The 19835-nt window shown below is 34.0% G+C and carries 18 protein-coding genes and 1 riboswitch; of the genes, 5 read left to right on the forward strand and 13 right to left on the reverse strand.

Annotated features, from left to right (window positions below; all coding sequences use genetic code 11):
- Positions 1-150 precede the first annotated feature (150 nt).
- The 6 genes from ltaS to SSP_RS10050 all read right to left on the reverse strand — a co-directional run bounded on the left by ltaS (position 151) and on the right by SSP_RS10050 (position 7126).
- Entirely contained in the window at positions 151-2091 is a 1941-nt protein-coding gene (ltaS, locus tag SSP_RS10025) for a polyglycerol-phosphate lipoteichoic acid synthase LtaS (RefSeq protein ID WP_011303659.1), read from the reverse strand.
- Positions 2092-2759: 668 nt separating this feature from the next.
- Entirely contained in the window at positions 2760-3764 is a 1005-nt protein-coding gene (locus tag SSP_RS10030; RefSeq protein ID WP_002483945.1) for a biotin-dependent carboxyltransferase family protein, read from the reverse strand.
- Positions 3752-4459 carry a 5-oxoprolinase subunit PxpB gene (gene pxpB / locus SSP_RS10035; protein WP_011303660.1) on the reverse strand — a complete coding sequence of 236 codons (708 nt, stop codon included), beginning with the start codon at positions 4457-4459 and terminating at the stop codon, positions 3752-3754. Before pxpB ends, SSP_RS10030 begins: the two co-directional genes overlap by 13 nt.
- 339 nt (positions 4460-4798) lie before the next feature.
- On the reverse strand, positions 4799-5407 hold the full coding sequence (locus SSP_RS10040; RefSeq protein ID WP_011303662.1) for an aminotransferase class IV: 609 nt from the start codon (positions 5405-5407) through the stop codon (positions 4799-4801).
- Positions 5407-6549 carry an aminodeoxychorismate synthase component I gene (gene pabB / locus SSP_RS10045; protein WP_011303663.1) on the reverse strand — a complete coding sequence of 381 codons (1143 nt, stop codon included), beginning with the start codon at positions 6547-6549 and terminating at the stop codon, positions 5407-5409. Before pabB ends, SSP_RS10040 begins: the two co-directional genes overlap by 1 nt.
- Complete coding sequence (locus SSP_RS10050; RefSeq protein WP_011303664.1) at positions 6533-7126, reverse strand: anthranilate synthase component II; 594 nt, start codon at positions 7124-7126, stop codon at positions 6533-6535. The genes pabB and SSP_RS10050 overlap by 17 nt, the downstream gene beginning before the upstream one ends.
- A gap of 109 nt (positions 7127-7235) precedes the next feature.
- Positions 7236-7282, forward strand: a riboswitch (PreQ1 riboswitch).
- A gap of 99 nt (positions 7283-7381) precedes the next feature.
- Here SSP_RS10050 and queC point away from each other — a divergent pair.
- From queC to SSP_RS10075, 5 genes are all read left to right on the forward strand, one after another.
- Positions 7382-8053, forward strand: a complete 672-nt coding sequence (gene queC, locus SSP_RS10055; RefSeq protein WP_002483950.1) for a 7-cyano-7-deazaguanine synthase QueC — start codon at positions 7382-7384, stop codon at positions 8051-8053.
- Between the two features lies 1 nt (position 8054).
- Complete coding sequence (queD, locus tag SSP_RS10060) at positions 8055-8480, forward strand: 6-carboxytetrahydropterin synthase QueD (RefSeq protein WP_011303665.1); 426 nt, start codon at positions 8055-8057, stop codon at positions 8478-8480.
- Entirely contained in the window at positions 8473-9189 is a 717-nt protein-coding gene (gene queE / locus SSP_RS10065; protein ID WP_002483952.1) for a 7-carboxy-7-deazaguanine synthase QueE, read from the forward strand. Before queD ends, queE begins: the two co-directional genes overlap by 8 nt.
- Positions 9190-9429: 240 nt before the next feature.
- Complete coding sequence (locus SSP_RS10070; RefSeq protein WP_011303666.1) at positions 9430-10023, forward strand: hypothetical protein; 594 nt, start codon at positions 9430-9432, stop codon at positions 10021-10023.
- Positions 10024-10091: 68 nt separating this feature from the next.
- Positions 10092-10343, forward strand: a complete 252-nt coding sequence (locus SSP_RS10075; protein WP_002483954.1) for a GlsB/YeaQ/YmgE family stress response membrane protein — start codon at positions 10092-10094, stop codon at positions 10341-10343.
- 217 nt (positions 10344-10560) lie between these two features.
- Here SSP_RS10075 and SSP_RS10080 read toward each other — a convergent pair whose 3' ends face one another.
- The 7 genes from SSP_RS10080 to SSP_RS10110 all read right to left on the reverse strand — a co-directional run bounded on the left by SSP_RS10080 (position 10561) and on the right by SSP_RS10110 (position 19756).
- Positions 10561-11622 (reverse strand): glycosyltransferase family 2 protein, encoded by a 1062-nt coding sequence (locus SSP_RS10080; protein ID WP_011303667.1) that lies wholly within the window; start codon positions 11620-11622, stop codon positions 10561-10563.
- 494 nt (positions 11623-12116) lie between these two features.
- Positions 12117-12956, reverse strand: coding sequence for an aldo/keto reductase (locus SSP_RS10085; RefSeq protein ID WP_002483956.1), 840 nt, complete (start codon positions 12954-12956; stop codon positions 12117-12119).
- 170 nt (positions 12957-13126) lie between these two features.
- Complete coding sequence (locus SSP_RS10090; RefSeq protein ID WP_011303668.1) at positions 13127-14476, reverse strand: hemolysin family protein; 1350 nt, start codon at positions 14474-14476, stop codon at positions 13127-13129.
- A gap of 292 nt (positions 14477-14768) precedes the next feature.
- On the reverse strand, positions 14769-15935 hold the full coding sequence (gene nagA, locus SSP_RS10095) for an N-acetylglucosamine-6-phosphate deacetylase (protein WP_011303669.1): 1167 nt from the start codon (positions 15933-15935) through the stop codon (positions 14769-14771).
- A gap of 197 nt (positions 15936-16132) precedes the next feature.
- Complete coding sequence (locus SSP_RS10100) at positions 16133-18076, reverse strand: PTS fructose transporter subunit IIABC (protein WP_011303670.1); 1944 nt, start codon at positions 18074-18076, stop codon at positions 16133-16135.
- Between the two features lies 1 nt (position 18077).
- Complete coding sequence (gene pfkB / locus SSP_RS10105) at positions 18078-19001, reverse strand: 1-phosphofructokinase (RefSeq protein WP_011303671.1); 924 nt, start codon at positions 18999-19001, stop codon at positions 18078-18080.
- Positions 18998-19756: a DeoR/GlpR family DNA-binding transcription regulator gene (locus SSP_RS10110; protein WP_011303672.1), complete on the reverse strand. Its 759-nt coding sequence runs from the start codon at positions 19754-19756 to the stop codon at positions 18998-19000. Before SSP_RS10110 ends, pfkB begins: the two co-directional genes overlap by 4 nt.
- Between the last annotated feature and the right edge of the window lie 79 nt (positions 19757-19835).

Here is a 19835-nt window from a genome sequence, read left to right on the forward strand (position 1 = left end):
TTTTTATACATAGAAATTGACGTTTTTTTCTTTTATAAAATTTTTAGCACATTGTGACGCATTCCCCATACGTAATCAATGCGTGTACTTATCGATTAGGTTATAAAAATAAGCGCCCGAGACTTTGATGTCTCGAGCGCTTTAATGAAATTATTTTCTCTCTTGTCCTTTTGGACCTGTTTTATATTCATACTCTGATGGTTTAATCTTATCGAAATCTGGGTTGTCATAGAATCTCAATAAATCTCCGTTAAGCACGTCATCACTCATCTGTAAATCTTTTTCAGATTGTTGTTTACGTTTTTCGAAGTCTTTAGGTTTTTCTGTCATAGGTTCATTATTCTTATTATCATAAATTCTGCCATTAACATATTTATAGTCTTTGGTTACAAAGTCACCATTTCTAAATGGTACTGTGTCATTGTGATCTTTAGATAATAAATCTGTACCCATCATGAGATAATTTTTCGTGTCGATACCCATTAAGTGTAAGATCGTAGGCATTACGTCTGCTTGACCTGCATAAGTCTTATCAACGGTACCTTCTTTACCAGGAATCTTCAACCAGAAACCAGTTCGGTTTAAATCGTTGAATTTAGCTGGCGTAATATCTTCGCCTAATAATTTTTCCATCGCTTTGTTATGATTTTCAGAGATACCATAGTGGTCACCGTAAATCATAATAACTGAGTCGTCATATAGACCTTTTTTCTTCAATTCATTTACAAATTCTTCTAATGATTCATCTAAATATCTTGCTGTTTGTATATAACCATCTACCGTTGAGTCACCAGTGTTTGGTTTTTCAATTGATGCGTCTTCAGGAGACACTGTAAATGGATAATGGTTTGTTAACGTAATTAAATGATTGTAGAACGGTTGTTTTTCTTTAGCTAAATAGTCAGCAGATTCTTTAAAGAACTCTTTATCTTTAAGACCTAAGTTTTCAATATTATCTTCAGACATATCATAATATGTCGCATCATAGAATTTATCTATACCAAAGTGTTTGTATACTTGATCACGGTTCCAAAATGTTTTGTAGTCACCATGCATAACACTAGATGTATAACCTTGTTGTTGATCTAATATAGCAGGTAACGATTGGTAAGTATTATCACCTTTTAGAGAATACGCTGACCCTTGAGGTAAGCCGAATAAACTGTTATCCATTGTAAACTCTGAATCCGATGTTTTACCTTGACCAGTTTGATGATAGAAGTTTGGATAGTATCTATAGCCTTCATTACCTGTTGAAAGTTTGTTTAAGAAAGGCGTTACTTCTTCACCGTTCACTTTTTTATTAATTAGGAACGTTTGGAAACTTTCTAAGTGAATTTTAATAATATTTTTCTTCTTAGCTGCACCAAAATATTCTTTATTAGGCTCAGTTTGCTTTTGTTTTGTGTAATTCAATACTTTTGTTAAATCATCTTCGTTTGCCAATGCTTTTTGTTGATTATTTTGTATTGTTTTAACACCATCATAAACAGTGAAGTTATATGGTCCTAAGTACTTAACTAAATATTTATGGTCAAATGTACGCGTTAATAATTCTGGACGATCTGATTCAGCAAACGCTAAGTTCAAGAAGAATAATGCGATTGAAGCAGCCATCACGACTGGAACAAATTTCTTACTGAACACGCGCTTATCAAGCCATTTTTGTTTAAAGATTAAAACGAATAAGTAAATGATTGTATCAATAAAGTATACAAAATCATACCATTTGAATGATGCCGTCACTGCACCACCCATAGATTCAACATTCCCAGCTTGATTCAATGTACTAAATGTTAAGAAATCAGAAAAGAATCTGAAGTATACAACATTTGCATATAGTAAGAACGTTAATATAAAGCCACCAATAAAGATGAACCAAAATGCTTTCTTACCTTTGAAAAATAAGAAAATACTTAGTACTAATGCGATTAAACTGTATGGATTCATTAATAAGATTAAGTTTTGAACTAATCCTTTAACACCTAAAGAAAAATCAACATAGTATGAAAAATACGTTTTTAAAGTGACAGTTAATACTGTTAAAATAAAAAACGCAAAAAGAGTCAATTTCTTTTTGTGCAATTTCATGTTTTTATCCCCCGATATAGATTAATAATGGCTGGAATACAATCCAAACCTTGTATAGAATGGCTAAGTTACTTTTTTCAATAAACTTGTTAGCGATGTTGATATCTCTAACTCAGTCTGCGTCCTTATTTGGTTTGTTGATGATACTTCTGGCTAATATTTATTAAAATCTTCAAATCAGATTATAATTTATTAATAATAAAGTCAGTGTATTACTTCATTTTTTAAATTTAATTTTTTAAATATCCATTAAGTTGGCATATTTAAACTATATTGATTTAATTAACGTCGTGTTTTACGAGTCATTTACAAACTTCAATCATTTGTAATGCATTCGTAACAAAACGCACACAGTTCAATTAATAAATATAAAGCAAATCCAGTTGAACATCAAGTAAAAACACACTTTTTTATGTATTTAAGGACTAAATAAATACTTTGTTAACGGCTTATTAAAACGATGTTAACTGGTTATTAATTATTAATATGCCATTTAATTATACGCTGCATATTATGTATATTAATCAGGCTTGAGTCGTATGTCATCATAATTTAATCTTCACTCCAGTGATAGATACTGATATAAATAAAAAAACTGCAATCCAACAAGATACACTTGTTGATTACAGCTCACTAAAGTTTAATTGTTCAATTTCAGTTCAACACTGTTATTTGAGCATTTCTAATTGCATACGATACTCAATACCATGAAATAGTTGATTCAACCAATTTGTGTATTTAATTAAATTTTTCTCCGCGCTTTCTACATCGATAAATTGGAACTTCAATTTAGTACCTTGATGCTTTTGTCCTAATTTAGTTAAATGATAGCTTGCAATTGTACCAATTTGGGGGTAACTACCCAGTGTATAATGATCGTTCAGTAAAATAATGGGTGTGCCATCTCTTTTAACTTGTATCGTGCCAATTTGTACTGATTGATGCGCAGGCATATCTTCATAGAAAGCTTTTACTGGTTTACCTTCTACATACATGCCGACCCTGTTCGCTTTACTCGTCACTTTATATTCACCAGATGTAAATCGACTTAATGCTTTTTGTTCAAAGTCTTCTGTGCCTTTATTTTTAATAACATGGAACACATCAGACATATAATTAAAGGACAATGCGTAGCCATCAATTCCCCAGTCAGTTTGATGTGTTTCTTCTAAATTCTCAAAAAGTTTATGATGACGCTCGGTATAATCACGTTTCATATTGATTTCGTCACCTTTTTTTAAACTTCGTCCATGGAAACCACCGATATTCGATTTAAAATCTGTTGATGTTGAACCTAACCATTCATCTAACTCGAAACCGCCACCTATTGCCAAATACACCCGAGATGTATGCTTCGTTTCAGTAAATGCTAGGACGTCACCTTTTTCCATTAAATATAATTTGTTTGGCAAGACTTTCATATGTGCTGTCTCAGCTTTAAAGCTGCCACCACTCATAGCAATTAATGTAGGCTCCGTAAAACGAAAGCTTGCCATTCTATTTGTCATTTCCAATGTAGCTTCATGTTTATCATTGGCTACTAATCTATTTGCTATTTCATGGGAAAGCGGATCTAAGGCACCACCTGGAATCACACCGTCATGTTCATAGCCTTTTCGTCCAAAATCTTGAAAACTAGAAAATAACCCTTCGCCTTCTATTATGATTGACATGGTTCAAAGCCTCCTAAATCCAGCGATTCCTCTGTCGTTGCTTGAAATACAACATTATCACCAAGCTTAAGTTTGGTGAAATCTTCTAATTCTGGATTAAATAATTTTACAGGTGTATAACCGATCACTAACCAGTCACCATAAGTATCTGTCGTCGTAATCCCCGTCTTTTTGCCTTCGATAATAACTGATCCTGCAGGTATGAAGGTTTTATTACCTCCAGTATGATTGACGAATAAACGTTTAGACATGCCAGTCAAATAAGGGAACCCTGGTGTATAGCCCATCATAGAAACAAAATATGTTGGTTGCGTATGTAATTTTACAAATTTTTCAAAGTCCAATTTATAATGTGCTAATAAAGCGTCTAAATCCGGACCATATTCTCCTCCATAAATAACTGGTATTTCTATTGAAGGTGCGGGCGCGTCTTCATGTTTAATCTCTAATTGTATAGTTTGCATCAATGCTTTCATATATAAGAATGGAGACTGTATATGGTGGTGCTTGATCATGTCACGTGCATCATAACAAATCATCATATCTGATTCCGTCGGCACAATTTCAGTAATAAATGGATATTGTTTATCTGCTAAATACTTTTTCAAAGCTAATAAATCTTCAGTTAAATCTTTAGAGACCTCTTTTTCTATAGAAACCACAATAGCTTGGTCCCCTTGACTATATATTTTCATAGGCTCACCTCATAATTTGTTACTATCGATAAAATACATCTAATGCTTGTGCCAGATAATGTACGATTGCTTTCATCAAAAAAAAGACAATAATAAACTGAATGATACATGATGTCGTAATGACCAACTTAGTTAAGTAAATGCTTTGTCGTTGTGTTAATAAATGTACTACCCATTTGGTAATGACAGAAATTATAATAATTACTAGTATCCAAGCTAGTATCATCATTTTGCTTCACTCACATTCTACTGTTATTTTGCCCTTATTTTATTTACTCAATTCATGATTAAACCACTTTATGATTTTATTTACTACACCATGTTTATACTTTTTATATTCTATAGATAAATTTCTACGTCGGCAACCTCTCTCAAACTATTTATCAGAAAAAGGGATACCTTGCCTTGCGCAACTTTTTCCTTTAATTCGTTTAAATAAAAGTTTTTTTCTAGCAATGCGCCATTGTCGATCATCTCTTGTCGCTTACAACCGAGTAAAAAATCCGCTTCATAAACAGGTGTAAAAAGTTGATTATTTTCTTTAATAGCTACATTCCCAATATCAAATTCTAATATTTTACCCTTTTCATCATAAAGTAGTATAAGGTCTGTCTCATGCATGTGCGCTAAGTGGTCTCTTTGCGTTGTTTTGTTGATTACTACTGATCTAGGTATATGATTTTGTAATTGTTGAAATTTTGCTGTAAATGCCTTTTTATCTGATAAATCTGCAACGACATGTTGCATTGTGCCATCTGGATTTAGAATAAGTTTCGTTCTAAAATGTCCTACTGGATGTTTTTCAATGATGGTATTGATCTCATTTTGCCATAAATCACCATCAAACTTGAATCCTAATCGTGCTGCTGACCGCTCCATTCGTGCTTTATGATAAGACAATCTTGGTAATTTACCTGCTTCCATACGCAAAGTTTCAAATAGCTGCATTATAATCTCTCCAGTATTTTTGTTTTATCTTTAAATTCTTGCACTTCATTTTCAGGTATAGAATCAATAGTAATCCCTGAACCCACTCCATAAATTGCTTCATCATTTAAGTATTGTATTGTGCGAATTGGCACATTGAAAATAGATTTACCCTCCGGCAATAATAAGCCTATTGTGCCACAATAAGCATGTCTCGGTGTCTGTTCTAAATCTTTAATATATTGCATCGTATTCAATTTAGGTGCACCGGTAATTGAACCACATGGGAATAAAGCAGTTAATACATCTATTAAATCTGTCTTGCTACTAAGTTCACTTGTTACCATTGAAGTCATTTGAAAAACGGTGCTATACGTTTCGATATGAAAAGGTTTATAGACCTTTACGGTTCCAGTCTTTGCAATTCGACTCATATCATTACGTAATAAATCTACAATCATCACGTTCTCCGCTCTATCTTTTGCTGATTGTGCCAGTGTCATTTGGTTAAGTTGGTCTTCTGCTTTCGTTTTACCTCGTGCGATTGTCCCTTTCATTGGTTTACTTAATAGTACATCTGCTTTGTTTTTAAAAGGTCCTCGTTGGAAAAATAATTCGGGTGACATAGAGGCAATTTGTATTTCTTCTGTGTCTATAAGTGCAGCATAAAAACCATGATTTTGTTGTAATAACGTATAATATAAATCTGCAATGGGTTGTCGTATTTGATCTGTTAAACGTGTTGTGTAGTTTACTTGATATGTATTGCCTTCAATAATCGCCGATTGAATCATTTTAATATGTTCTACCAGTTGAGACGATGGGTGTTTAAATTTAAAATTACATTTCTGTTGCGGTGGTTGTTTGTCATTTTGTTTTTCAGCATCCGTAGCTTGATCAAACGCATAAGCTGCTGCATATATATACGCATCTTCAATTTTCACTGTAGACATTTGAGAATTAAAATACGGTGCCGCTTCATAGGCTATATAAAGCGCAACATAATAACCTGCTTTTTGCTTAGCTTCTGCAAAAGAAATCACTTCCCCAACCGTTTCAATGTTCGGAGCTACTTTTTTATCTGTACACTGTGTGAGTAAATATTGATGCATTTCATGATTTTCTTCATCTAATGTATAACGATAATTAAAGTGTATTTGCATGATACGCCTCCACTATATTTATAAATGTTTGTATTTGTGTTAACCCATGTTCACTTAGGATTGATTCAGGATGATATTGAACGCCATATATAGGTAATACTTTATGTTCTAATCCCATAATAATATTGTCTTCATTGATTGCAGTAATTTCTAATGTATTCGGAAAAGTTTGTGCATGTGCTTTTAAAGAATGATAGCGCATAACTTTAAAAGTTTCCGGTAATTGATGAAATAGACCTTTGCCACTATGTCGAATTTGAGTAGTATGCCCATGAATCGGTTTATCACTTTTGATAATATCGCCACCAAAATAAGTCACAATTTGTTGGAAGCCAAGGCAAACACCTAGTATGGGCATTGCTTCAGAGAATGTTTTAATAACCTCATTTAATAATGGATAATCTCTGGGCGCACCTGGCCCCGGAGAAATAATAATTGCTTTAGGTGCTAGCTCATATATTTTATTTACTGTTAAATACGTAACGTCTATCACTTCGATTAAGCCACGATAACTTTGTTTTACATAGTCTACAATGTTATAAGTAAACGAATCTTTATTATCAATAATTAATATCATGTTGTCACCTCTTTTTAAAAATGTTCAATAGTCTGTTATACTTATTATCACAAATATTAGCTTGATTTTACAGTTTAAATATATTATTCTGAATCACGTTATAAATGAATATAAAGAGGTTCCTAGCTGATACCCTCTATAAAAAACTAGACACATGTACAACGTCTGTCTTTTTTATAGAGATAGGCGTTTTTTTATGCGCTTATCTAAACCCTGTACCAGTTAGTTCGACTATTTTTAAGGAGTGCAAGACAAATGTCAGAACAAACATTAGACAATAACAAAGCCATCGTCGTATTTAGTGGTGGTCAAGATAGTACGACGTGCTTATTTTGGGCAAAAAAACATTTTGAGTCGGTAGAACTTGTCACATTCGCATATGGCCAAAGACATGACACCGAAATTGAAGTCGCAAAGCAAATTGCAGATGAACAAGGTGTGAAGCATCATCTACTTGATATGTCATTACTTTCACAACTTACACCCAATGCATTAACGCAACACGACTTAGACATCGAGGTTGGTGATGATGGTATTCCAAATACCTTTGTACCTGCAAGAAATTTATTATTCCTTTCATTTGCTGGTGCATTAGCTTACCAAACCAATGCCAAACATATTATTACCGGCGTTTGCGAAACTGACTTTTCAGGATATCCAGACTGTAGAGATAGCTTTGTTAAATCAATGAATGTCACATTATCACTTTCTATGGATAAAGACTTCGTCATTCATACACCATTAATGTGGTTAGATAAAAAAGCCACATGGGCTTTAAGCGATGATTTAGGCGTTTTAGATTATATCCGTTACAATACGTTAACTTGTTATAACGGCGTCATTGGAGATGGCTGTGGAGAATGTCCAGCTTGTCAATTAAGAGCAAATGGTTTAAATGCTTATCTAGCGGAAAAAGGAGTGGACTAATATGTTCCAACAAAATTATCCAAGCGTACAACATCCCTATAGCTTCGAACTAAATAAAGACTTTAATTTTTCTGCCGCACATTACATACCAAGTGAGGATGCAGGAAAATGCATGCGTACACATGGTCACACATACTTTGTAAATTTAACAATTGCTGGTGACACTTTAGATCACAATGGTTTCTTAGTGAATTTTAGTGAATTGAAACAATTGGTTCATGGCCAATTTGATCATTATTTACTTAATGATTTACCGCAATTTGAAGGCAAAAGCCCTTCTACCGAAATCGTTGCCCAAACTATTTATGAAATGGTTCAAACTTCGTTGAATCAACGTGACAACCAACCTAAATGTTTACAGGTCTATGTCAGAGAAACGCCTACCAGTTATGTTGTTTATCGACCAAAGGAGACAAAACATGAGTAAAATACCCGTTTTAGAAATATTTGGCCCAACTATTCAAGGTGAAGGACGCGTGATAGGTAGAAAGACCATGTTTGTGCGTACAGCAGGGTGTGATTATCGTTGTAGTTGGTGCGATTCAAGTTTCACTTGGGACGGTAGTGCTAAAGAAGATATTAGAATGATGTCAGCTGAAGAAATATATGACCAACTTTATCATATTGCTGGCGATTCATTTAATCATGTCACTATATCTGGTGGAAATCCTGCTTTAATTAAAGGCATTCAACAATTAGTAGATTTATTTGATGACAAAGGGATTCAAAGTGCTTTAGAAACACAAGGTAGCAAATTCCAACCATGGATGACTCAAATTGATGACTTAACTATTAGCCCCAAACCACCAAGTTCAAAAATGAAACCTAATCTCCCTATTCTAGATGAAGTCATCGAGCAATGTGTGCCGGAATCATTGAACTTGAAAGTTGTAATCTTTGATGACGAAGACTACCAATTCGCTAAGATGATTCATCATCGTTATCCTACTGTGCCTTTCTATTTACAGGTCGGAAATCCCTATTTAGATGGCGAGCATGTAGAAGCTCACACTGAAAAATTATTATCATTATATGAAACATTGGTAGACCGTGTGATGGTGAGTAGTGATATGAATAATGTATATGTATTACCTCAATTACACACACTGCTTTGGAGTAACAAAAAAGGTGTTTAAATTGAGTATTGAATGCGATCCGTTGTATAATGCTCTTTGTCTATATAACGAATCGCTTTTTTTGTGATGCAAATATTATATAGTGGATTATCACTGTAGACATCATTTCATTCATTTATATCAAGTTATTCTTATTCAAACTATATTGGATAATTTTTAATTAAAGACACGAAATTAAATGATTAACTTTAACTTAATTGATATAATGTTTCAATGAAGTATCTAGGTTAGGAGAGCATCATGCCGATTAATATCATTATAAATATCGCTGCGATATGCATCATACTTGGTATTGATTTATATCGTCAGAATTTTAAACAACTAAAGTTTAGCTCTATACTAATAGCAATCTGTCTCAACAGTATTATTAATATATTTCTAGTTGGAGAATATGATTACATCGTATTTTATACATGTGGTCAACTAATAATTTGGACATTATTACAATTATATCTAGACCGAAAAGTAGCTGCTTTCAAGGTAACAGACCAAAAATTTATCGCAGTTGTACTCACAATCATTTTGAGTACTTCACTCATTCTTACATATAGTACGAGTCATGATTCTTATTACATGTCTATCCCTTATTTAGCGCCAGCTATTTTCCTTATTGGAGCAATTTTACTATTTTATAGTACCTTTCAGCCAAAAGAAAAAGAACAACTTAAACCTATGAATCGGATTAAGCGCCCTATCTTTGTCGGGCAATTATTGATTATACTTTCCTTTACGATAATGACCTTATTAACACCTTATTGGTATGCTTTCATCATAATTCATTTACTATTTATCGGGTTTTTATTATGGCAGAATATATTTTTTTCTAATAAATGATTAAGATATTATATTTTGTGGTATATGATAACAGTTAATTAAGTTTTTATTAAAGGAGGTAAATCATTATGGGCTTTATTCTTATGTTAATTGTCGGTGGTTTAATCGGCTGGATTGCTGGTGGTATCGTCGGTAAAGATATTCCAGGTGGTATTTTAGGTAATATTATTGCTGGTATCGTTGGTTCAGCATTAGGTTCTTGGCTACTTGGAGATTGGGGTTGGCACTTAGGTGGCATCGCTGTGTTCCCAGCACTTATCGGTACAATTATCTTAGTAGCAGTTGTATCATTTATTTTTGGTAAATTACGTAAAAAATAATCGCAATTTTTAAAAGCCAATTTCGAATAATTGAAATTGGCTTTTTTTCTATGTCTTTGTAGACCATTTATCATAATATTATTAGTCCTAATTGCACTTTATATAAATAAAAAAGCGATACAAGCTAGCCACTTATCAAGTGTCCACCTTGTATCGCGTGTGTTGCAAAATCATTACGCACACTAACTTTCAATACGCTTAACAATTAACAGGTAACTCATCTGTTTTTAATTAATTCTTTTTCTGATTTACTTTTTTCAGACATTTCATGTTGTCGATCGTTGCGTTCGATTTCATGGTTAATGTCTTGATTTATATTTTGTTTATTATTATCACACGCATAGTTAAAGTTCGTTGCTTGGACGATGTATTTTGGACGTTGTTTCACTTCATAATAAATACGTCCAATATATTCGCCTACAATACCAATGGATATCAACTGTATCCCACCGAGTAATAAGATAGCGGCAATCGTAGAGAAATAACCTGGCGTTTCCACACCACGAATCATAATACCGACTGAAATGTATCCTATATAAAGTAAACTAATAAAGAACACGATAAGCCCGAGATATATCATGGCCCGTAATGGTTTATTATTAAAAGAAATTAAGCCATCTATACCGTAATTTAATAATTTACTAAATGACCATTTTGATTCGCCATCTTCACGCTCTACATTTTCATACGTAAACACTTTGGTATTATAACCAATCCACTCATATAATCCTTTTGAAAAACGATTATATTCATCTAATTGTGTGAGTGATATAACAGCACGTTGACTCAGTAATCTAAAGTCTCCAATACCGTCTTCTAGTTTAATATCTTCAACAAAATGATTAATTAATTTATAATAAATTTTAGTCATTACTTTTCTGGATTGTTTTTCACCAATTCTATCACGCTTAGCTATCACTTGATCGTAACCGTCCATATAACCTTCAATCATCTGAGGGATGAGTTCCGGCGGATGTTGTAAATCGGCATCTATCATAATCACACCATCACAGTCTTTACTATGTTGGTAGCCAGCTATCATTGCAGATTCTTTACCAAAGTTTCGGCTAAATGAAATAAATTTCACGTGATGATCTTTTGTAGCCATATCTTGTATATAATTAATTGTTTTGTCTTTACTACCATCATCTACAAATAATATATCGTAGTCATAGTGATGGTACTGACTATCTTTCGATAAAATCTCAGTCAATTTTTCATACGTTTTTAAAATCACTTCACCTTCATTATAACAAGGTACTATAACTCTCATTTGCATACCTAAACACCTTCATTTCAATTACTTCAATTTTACTTTATCAATTCCCACCTACATCATGCTATCTAAATCAATTAAATTTACACAATCTTTATATAGCCTTAATGTTCAATGGTAAAACTTAATGTATATGCTTAGTTTCTGCCTTTGCTTAAATTAACACGTTCATGTCAATTTAATGTTCATAAACTCAGTAAAAACGATTTTTTACTCAATTAATCATATTGACTGAAATTTAAAATGATTAAAGATATAAATTGTTACATTAAGTCTATCAACTATTGGAATTATTTGAAAACAATAACCATTGCAACAATAAATAAAGGGAGTGGGACAGAAATCAAATTTTTTAATAGAGATTTCGTAGTCCAACCCCGGCAAGGATGACTAGGATTGAAAAAAGCTTGATATAAGCGTATTTTCAATTCAGTCATCTACTGCCTAAACGAAAAAGAGTCTGGGACAACTATTTATGTCCCAGACTCATCTTTCGTTTATTTTAATGTACCGATGCGTACTTCATCTGGATCTTTACCTTGTCTTTCATCACGATTCATTGCATCAATTTCTGCGATATCTGTGAGCTCAAGATTAAAATCGAAGATATCATAATTTTCTTTAATACGTTCAGGTGTCTTTGATTTTGGAATAATAAGTCGGTTATGTGCAAGGTGCCAACGTAACACAATTTGAGCCGGTGTCTTCTCATAGCGTTCTGCTAGTTTTAAAATGACTTCATGTTCAAGTAAACCTCGATTTCTCATCAACGGCATCCACGCTGTAACAGCAATATCTTTACTATCACAGTATGCTTGCAGTTCTTGTTGATTAAAGTAAGGATGTACTTCAATTTGATTCACAGCTGGCACGATATCTGTTTCACTCATTAATTTCTCTAAATGGTGTTGTTTAAAGTTACATACACCAATCGCACGTATTCTACCCGCTTCATATAATGCCTCCATAGCTTTATAACTTTCTATAAATAAGTCATCTGCTTCACATGGCCAATGTATTAAAAATAAATCTAGGTAATCAGTACCTAAATTTTCAATAGATTTAGTAAAAAATTCAATTGTACGGTCATAACCCTGATAATCATTCCATAATTTTGATGTGATAAATAAATCTTCACGCGGAATGTCAGCTTTTTTTAATGCATTGCCTAAGGCTATTTCATTTTTATAAAAATAGGCAGTATCAAATGCACGATAACCAGCATCTAGTGCTGTTGCTACTGAAACATTCATTTCGTCATCAGTAATTTTATAGACACCTAATCCAACTTTCGGCATAGGATAACCGTTGTTTAAATAATATACGTCTTCTAACATAATTCAAACCCCTTTTCATTTATGCTTCTAAATCCTGCACATATTACCAATACTGTTATTAAAATACACTATATCATCTTTTCATATATATAAAAATCAAAAAACCCCAACAAAGCATTGATGCTATGTCAGGATTTCGTATAACTATTCCATCTGAAACTGGAATTAGATTAATCATTTTCTTCTTCTTCTTCAAGTTCTTCTAAAGTTGGTCTTGTTTTATTATGTTCTAATTCTAAAATAACTGTGATAATTTGATGATTATCAATTTCTGAAATAACCCATCTATCGTATTCAGTATCCACATAATCATTTTGCTGTAAATTGGTATTATGTGCTTGTAACCAACCGCCAATGGTATCTATATCTTCTGAATCCTCAAATTCAATGCCAAGTTGATCGTTTAAATCATCTAATAACACACGACCATTAATTTGGTATCTATTTTCCGTTACTTTAACAATATCATTGACTTCATCATCGTCAAACTCATCACGGATTTCACCAACAATTTCTTCTAATATATCTTCCATTGTCAAGATACCAGCAGTACCGCCATATTCATCAATTATCAAACTAATATGAACATGTTCACGCTGCATACGTACCAGTGCATCACTAATACGTGTTGTTTCTGAAATCATAGGTAAATCATGAATGTAGTTACTTACTTTAATTTGTTTACCAGAAGCATATTCTGTTAAAAATTCTTTAACATTAATAAAGCCTTTCACATGGTCTTTATCTCCATCTGCTGTGATTGGATAACGTGTGAATTGATGTTCTTTAATCGTTTCTAACAATTCGTCTACATTAAATGGCTCATTCATTGTAATCATTTGTGTACGGGGAACCATGATATCTTTAGACTGTCTTTCATCGAATGAAAAAATATTTTGCATATAAGCTAATTCTGTTTGATTGATTTCTCCACCGTTATAGCTATTATTAATTATGATTTTTATTTCTTCTTCTGACATTGCATCGTTATTCGCATCTGGGTCAACGCCGAACATACGAATAATCATCCTTGCTGAACCATTCATTAACCAAATTAATGGTTTCATAACGACACCAAAATAATAAAGTGGTCTTGAATATAACAATGCTAATTTTTCAGTATGTTGAATCGCTAATGTCTTCGGTGCCAACTCACCCAATACTACGTGCAAGTATGTCACGATAATAAAGGATACGATAAATGAAATTGTAGTAGTTAAAGCATCTGGTAAATGAATCAGTTCAAATAATGGATGCAATAATTTGTCGAAAGTTGGTTCACCTAACCAACCTAAACCTAATGACGTTACTGTTATACCGAGTTGACATGCCGATAAGTAATAGTCTAGATTTTTTATCATTTTTTTAACTACGCGTGCGCTACCATTACCTTCCGCAGCGAGTTGATCGATTCTTGTACTACGCACTTTTACTAAAGCAAATTCCGATCCTACGAATACCGTTGTTAATGCTATTAAAAGAAAAAATATTACTAAATTCATTATGGTCACTGTTTCCAATTAGTTCCCTATTTCTAGGGATTCACCTCCATATTTCGTGTCACAAAAGGTGACCGAACATAAGTATTTTTTTTATTATGCATGACTATGTTGAATACTAAATCCTCCCCATTGCGACACCTCCCTAAAAATACGCATTTCTTTTATTTTATCATAATGGATACAGTTCTTGTTATTTACATGCTTAAAAATCAATATTCTAACATAACATTTAAACCTAAATGACAACTTAAGTCAACTTTTGTAATTAATCCATTCTTAAAATCAATTTTCAAAAAGATTTATTATTACATTAAAGTACTGATTTAAACTTGTGAATCTTACCAGATTTAATCGTTGCTAGCACGTCGATATCGTCATTGACTATGACAATATCTGCATCTTTCCCAACTTCCAAACTGCCTGTTTGTGTATCAATATTTAAAGCTATCGCTTGGTTTAGACTCGTTACACGCCATAAATGATCTAATGTATCACCTGTAAAGTTGATTAAGTTTTTCAAGCCGGTATTCATTTTCAATATACTTCCCGCTAATGCGCCAGAAGCTAAACGCGCCTCGGACCCTTTAACAATTACATTTTGCCCACCTAAATCATATTCTCCATCAGGCATGCCTTTAGCTCTCATAGCATCTGTGATTAAAAAGAATCGCGCATTTCCTTTTTGTTTATAGGCAATTTTAACGGCTGCAGGATGTGAGTGAACACCATCAACAATCAATTCCGTACTTAATTGATCATTCAACCAAGCAGCACCAAAGACCCCTGGCTCTCGGTGTTCAAATGATGTTCCAGCATTATAAAGATGTGTAACATGTTTGGCACCATGTGTAACAGCATCATTTACCTCATCAAAAGTAGCGACTGTATGTCCAATTGAAAATTGAATCTCTTTATGTAATGCCTCTAGTGTTTCATGCGCACCTTCAACTTCTGGTGCAAAGGTAATTACTTTTATTTGATTATTAGCTGTGGTTTGAAATTGTTCAACTTTTGCGACAGTAGGTCTTTGAACATAAGCTGGATTTTGTGCGCCTACTTTATGTTCAGATATAAACGGTCCTTCTAAATGTACACCGACAATAGTTGCTGCATTGTATTGATCTTGCGCTTTTTGGTAATTCACTATATTTTCTAATGCTTTCGTGATGTTTTCATCAGATTGCGTCATTGTCGTCGCTAGATAACTCGTAGTTCCTTCTGACAATAGTGATTCAGATAAACGTTTCAACCCATCATAAGAAGCATCCATAGCATCTTCCCCATATCCACCATGCATATGAATATCTATAAATCCAGGTATAATATGTTGTCCTTGCGCATCAATTGTTGTTAAATTTCCGTGATAGTCTCCCGATTTAATTTCAGTTATTTTCTCATTGTTAATAACGAGGTAGCCTCGCTCTATTGTCTCTGTCTCAGTATAAATCCGTCCATTTTCAATAACATATTCGCTCATTTTTTCAACCTTCTTTAAGTTTATTTACTCTATGCATCTTTATTGCAGTCTTTATTCACATTTTACCAAATCAAGTGCCAATATTATATTCAAAAGTTTTTAATCCTAAAATTCATAAAACAAAAAAGCCAGAAATCGCACTCATGACATGAGACGTTTCTGACTTTTTTAATCTAAGCTATTACGATAAATCTACTTTACTCATTCATAGCTTCTGAAGATTGTATTTCATCTTGCGTTAATTTTGGTTTTAATAAACCATAAATGATTGCTGCCACGATAGCGCCAACAATTATTGCGATAAGTGATTGCAACACATGACTAAAGTCCGTACCTAAGATGACGATAATTCCACCATGTGGTGCTTGAATTGAAGAGCCTAGGCCTAATGCAATGGCACCGGCTACACCTGAGCCAACCATCATTGATGGGATAACTCTAAGTGGGTCAGCGGCTGCAAACGGAATGGCACCCTCTGTAATAAAGGACAAGCCCATTACATAGTTTGGTACAATAGAACCTTTTTGTTCTTTGGTGAATTTTTTACGGAAGATTAACATCGCTGTCGCAATAGCAAGTGGTGGCACCATACCTCCAATCATTGCTGCCGTGATAGGTGCTGCATTTCCTTCTGTTAATGCAGCTACTGAGAACACATAGGCCGCTTTATTAAACGGTCCTCCCATATCAATTGCCATCATTGCACCGACGACTAATCCGAGTAACATAATATTCGTGCCAGATAAACTTTGTAAACCATTCAATAATGTATTATTCAACCAAGAAGCTGGTGGATTAATCACATAAATCATAAGCAAACCAGTAATAGACACAGACAGTACTGGGAATATTAACGTTGGTTTCAATCCTTCTAATGATTGTGGCATACCACTTGTTAATTTCTTAATGCCTAATGTTAAGTAACCTGCTAAGAAACCTGCAATGATACCACCGATAAATCCAGAATCTCCTGTACTAGCAAGCAAACCACCTACAAGTCCTGATGCAAAACCTGGTTTATCCGCAATACTACGTGCAATGTAACCAGCAAGAATAGGAATAATAAACATGAATGCACTCTTGTTACCTATATTCCACAATTGCTCAGCAAAGGCATTGTATTCAGAACTCTTTGGATCAAATGAATTTGCGCCAAATAAGAAAGCAATCGCCATTAAGATACCACCAGCAATAACAAGTGGTAACATATTAGAAACACCATTCATCAAGTGTTTATATATTGTGTTACCTACACCTTGTTTTTCATTACTTGCTGCGCCTTTATTTCCCGTATTACCACCTTTAGCTACAAATGGTTTACGCGAAGTATCTTGCGCTAAATGAATTAATTCTTCTGGACGTTTAATCCCATCTGCTACAGGTACTTCCACGACATTTTTACCATCAAAACGATCTGTTTCAACATGTACATCCGCTGCTACGATGACACCTGTTGCGTTTTGGATATCCTCGTCAGTCAGGTGATTCTTAATACCACCTGAGCCATTTGTTTCTACTTTTATTTTAACGTTCATTTTTTCAGCTTGTTTTTTCAAAGCATCACGTGCCATATACGTATGCGCGATACCGGTTGGACACGCTGTTACAGCTAAAATGTATGGCTCGTTTGAATCCGTAGTTGAAGCAGGCGTGCCTTGTGCTTCTGCGGCTTCTTCTTCCGTTGCTTCATCATCAGCTTTATCGATAATGTTAAGGACTTCTTCTGGTGACTCCGCATGTAATAATGATGCTCTGACATTTTCATCCATCAGAATTCCAGATAATTTAGCTAAAGCATCTAAATGTGTTTGAGCACCGCCTTCAGGTGCTGCAATCATAAAGAATAAATGTGCTGGTTGCATATCTAAACTTTGATAATCCACACCTATTTTAGACTTACCAAATGCGATTGCAGGTGTATTAACTGCAGCTACTTTAGCATGTGGAATCGCTATACCTTCACCAATACCTGTTGTACTTTGGGATTCACGATTATGAATCGCTTCTTTAAAACTTGTTAAATCATTCAATTTACCTGCCTGATTCAGCTGATTGACTAATTCATCGATAACACCATTTTTGTCTGAAGCTGATAAATCCATAGCAATTGTATCTTTTGTTAATAACTCAGTAATTCTCATATTACTCACTCCCACCTAATGTCGTAATAACGACTTGCTTTTTAATATCTTCAATCGCAGTTGCTGTAGCCAAATCCTCGTTAAATGCTGTAGCGGTTCCAGCAGACACTGCTTGTTTAAATGCTTCTTTAATTGGCAATCCAGCCTCAAGACCGGCAACCATACCAGCAACCGTACTATCTCCTGATCCTACTGTATTAACTACGTGACCGTTAGGCACAATGGCTTTAAAGCTCTGTTGTGCATCGACATAAACTGCGCCTTCACCGCCTAACGAGATAATGACCGATTGCGCACCCCTTGTTAATATTTCAGTCGCATACTTGATTACATCTTGATCAGTCTCAATCGTAGTGTTGAACATCACTTCTAACTCGTCTTTATTCGGTTTAATAAATAAAGGATGATACCCTAATACCGATTCAACTAAATCTTTTTCTGCATCAACCACTAGTTTGGCTCCCGTTGCATTAGTGATTTGAGCAATTTGTTCATATGCATCATTCGGTACACTTTTCGGAATGCTCCCAGCAACTATAACCGTATCCTCTTTTGTGGTTTTTTTAATTTGTGTTAACAATGTTTCGAACTGTTCATCTGTTATTTGCGGTCCAGGTGCATTAATTTCTGTTTCTTTCCCAGTTTTTAATTTAACATTAATTCTTGTATCTTCATTAACTTGTACAAAGTTCGTACCTATATCTGATTTAGCTAATGTTTCTGCGATAAATTGACCAGGAAAACCACCCGCAAATCCAAGTGCCGTTGATGATACATCAAGTGTTTTAAGCACTCTTGATACATTAATGCCTTTACCGCCTGCAAATTTATATGTTTCCGTGGCGCGATTTAATCCATTAAGTTCAAAATCATTTGCGAACATAATGTAGTCAATAGAAGGGTTAAAAGTTACCGTATAAATCATAATGTGCCTCCAATAAAATTATATTGACCAGCAAACAGATGAAATTGTTTAAGTGATTGTGCCTTTTTGGAAGTAATGATTGAAACCCCTTCTTCTAAAGGTACATGTGCAAAATAAACTTTTTCGTATTTATCGTGGTCTATCAATACATAAACTTGTGTGCCTAATTGCATGGCATGATGCTTTATAATTGCTTCTTGTTCATCTGGTGTCGTCAAACCATATTTCAAATCAATACCATTCATTCCTAAAAACACTTTATCAAATCGATAACGACGCAATGTTTCTAAAGCGCTCGCACCAACGGTTGCAAATGTTGTAGATTTGACTTCCCCACCGATAATCAGTGTTCTGATGCCATGTTTTAATAGTTCTTCAACATGTGTTAGGCCGTTTGTAACAACAATAATGTCACTCGCTTTGATATAAGGAATCATTTCCAATGTTGTTGAACCGGCATCTAAAAACACACAATCTCGATTTTCAATTTGACTTGCTGCCAGCCTACCAATTTCTTGTTTCTCCCTTAAATTGGTACTTCTTTTATCCGCCAAGTTAGGTTCTAATGCAGATGATTGATTTAGCGTTGCACCTCCATGTACTCTTTTGAGTTTCCCGAATTTCTGCAATTTTGATAAATCACGCCGAATTGTTGAAGCACTACAACCTGTGCGTTCAATTAATTCTTGTAAAGTTAAAAAATCTTGTTTTGACAATTCAGTCAAAATTAGTTCATGGCGTTTTTCCGTTATCATCGCTTCACCTCATCTCAATGTCATTATAATGTTTACGCTTTCTTTTTTCAATCATTTTTCGTCAAAAACAATCAAAAAC

Origin of the sequence: Staphylococcus saprophyticus subsp. saprophyticus ATCC 15305 = NCTC 7292 (assembly GCF_000010125.1) — a bacterium.
Lineage (GTDB): Bacteria > Bacillota > Bacilli > Staphylococcales > Staphylococcaceae > Staphylococcus > Staphylococcus saprophyticus.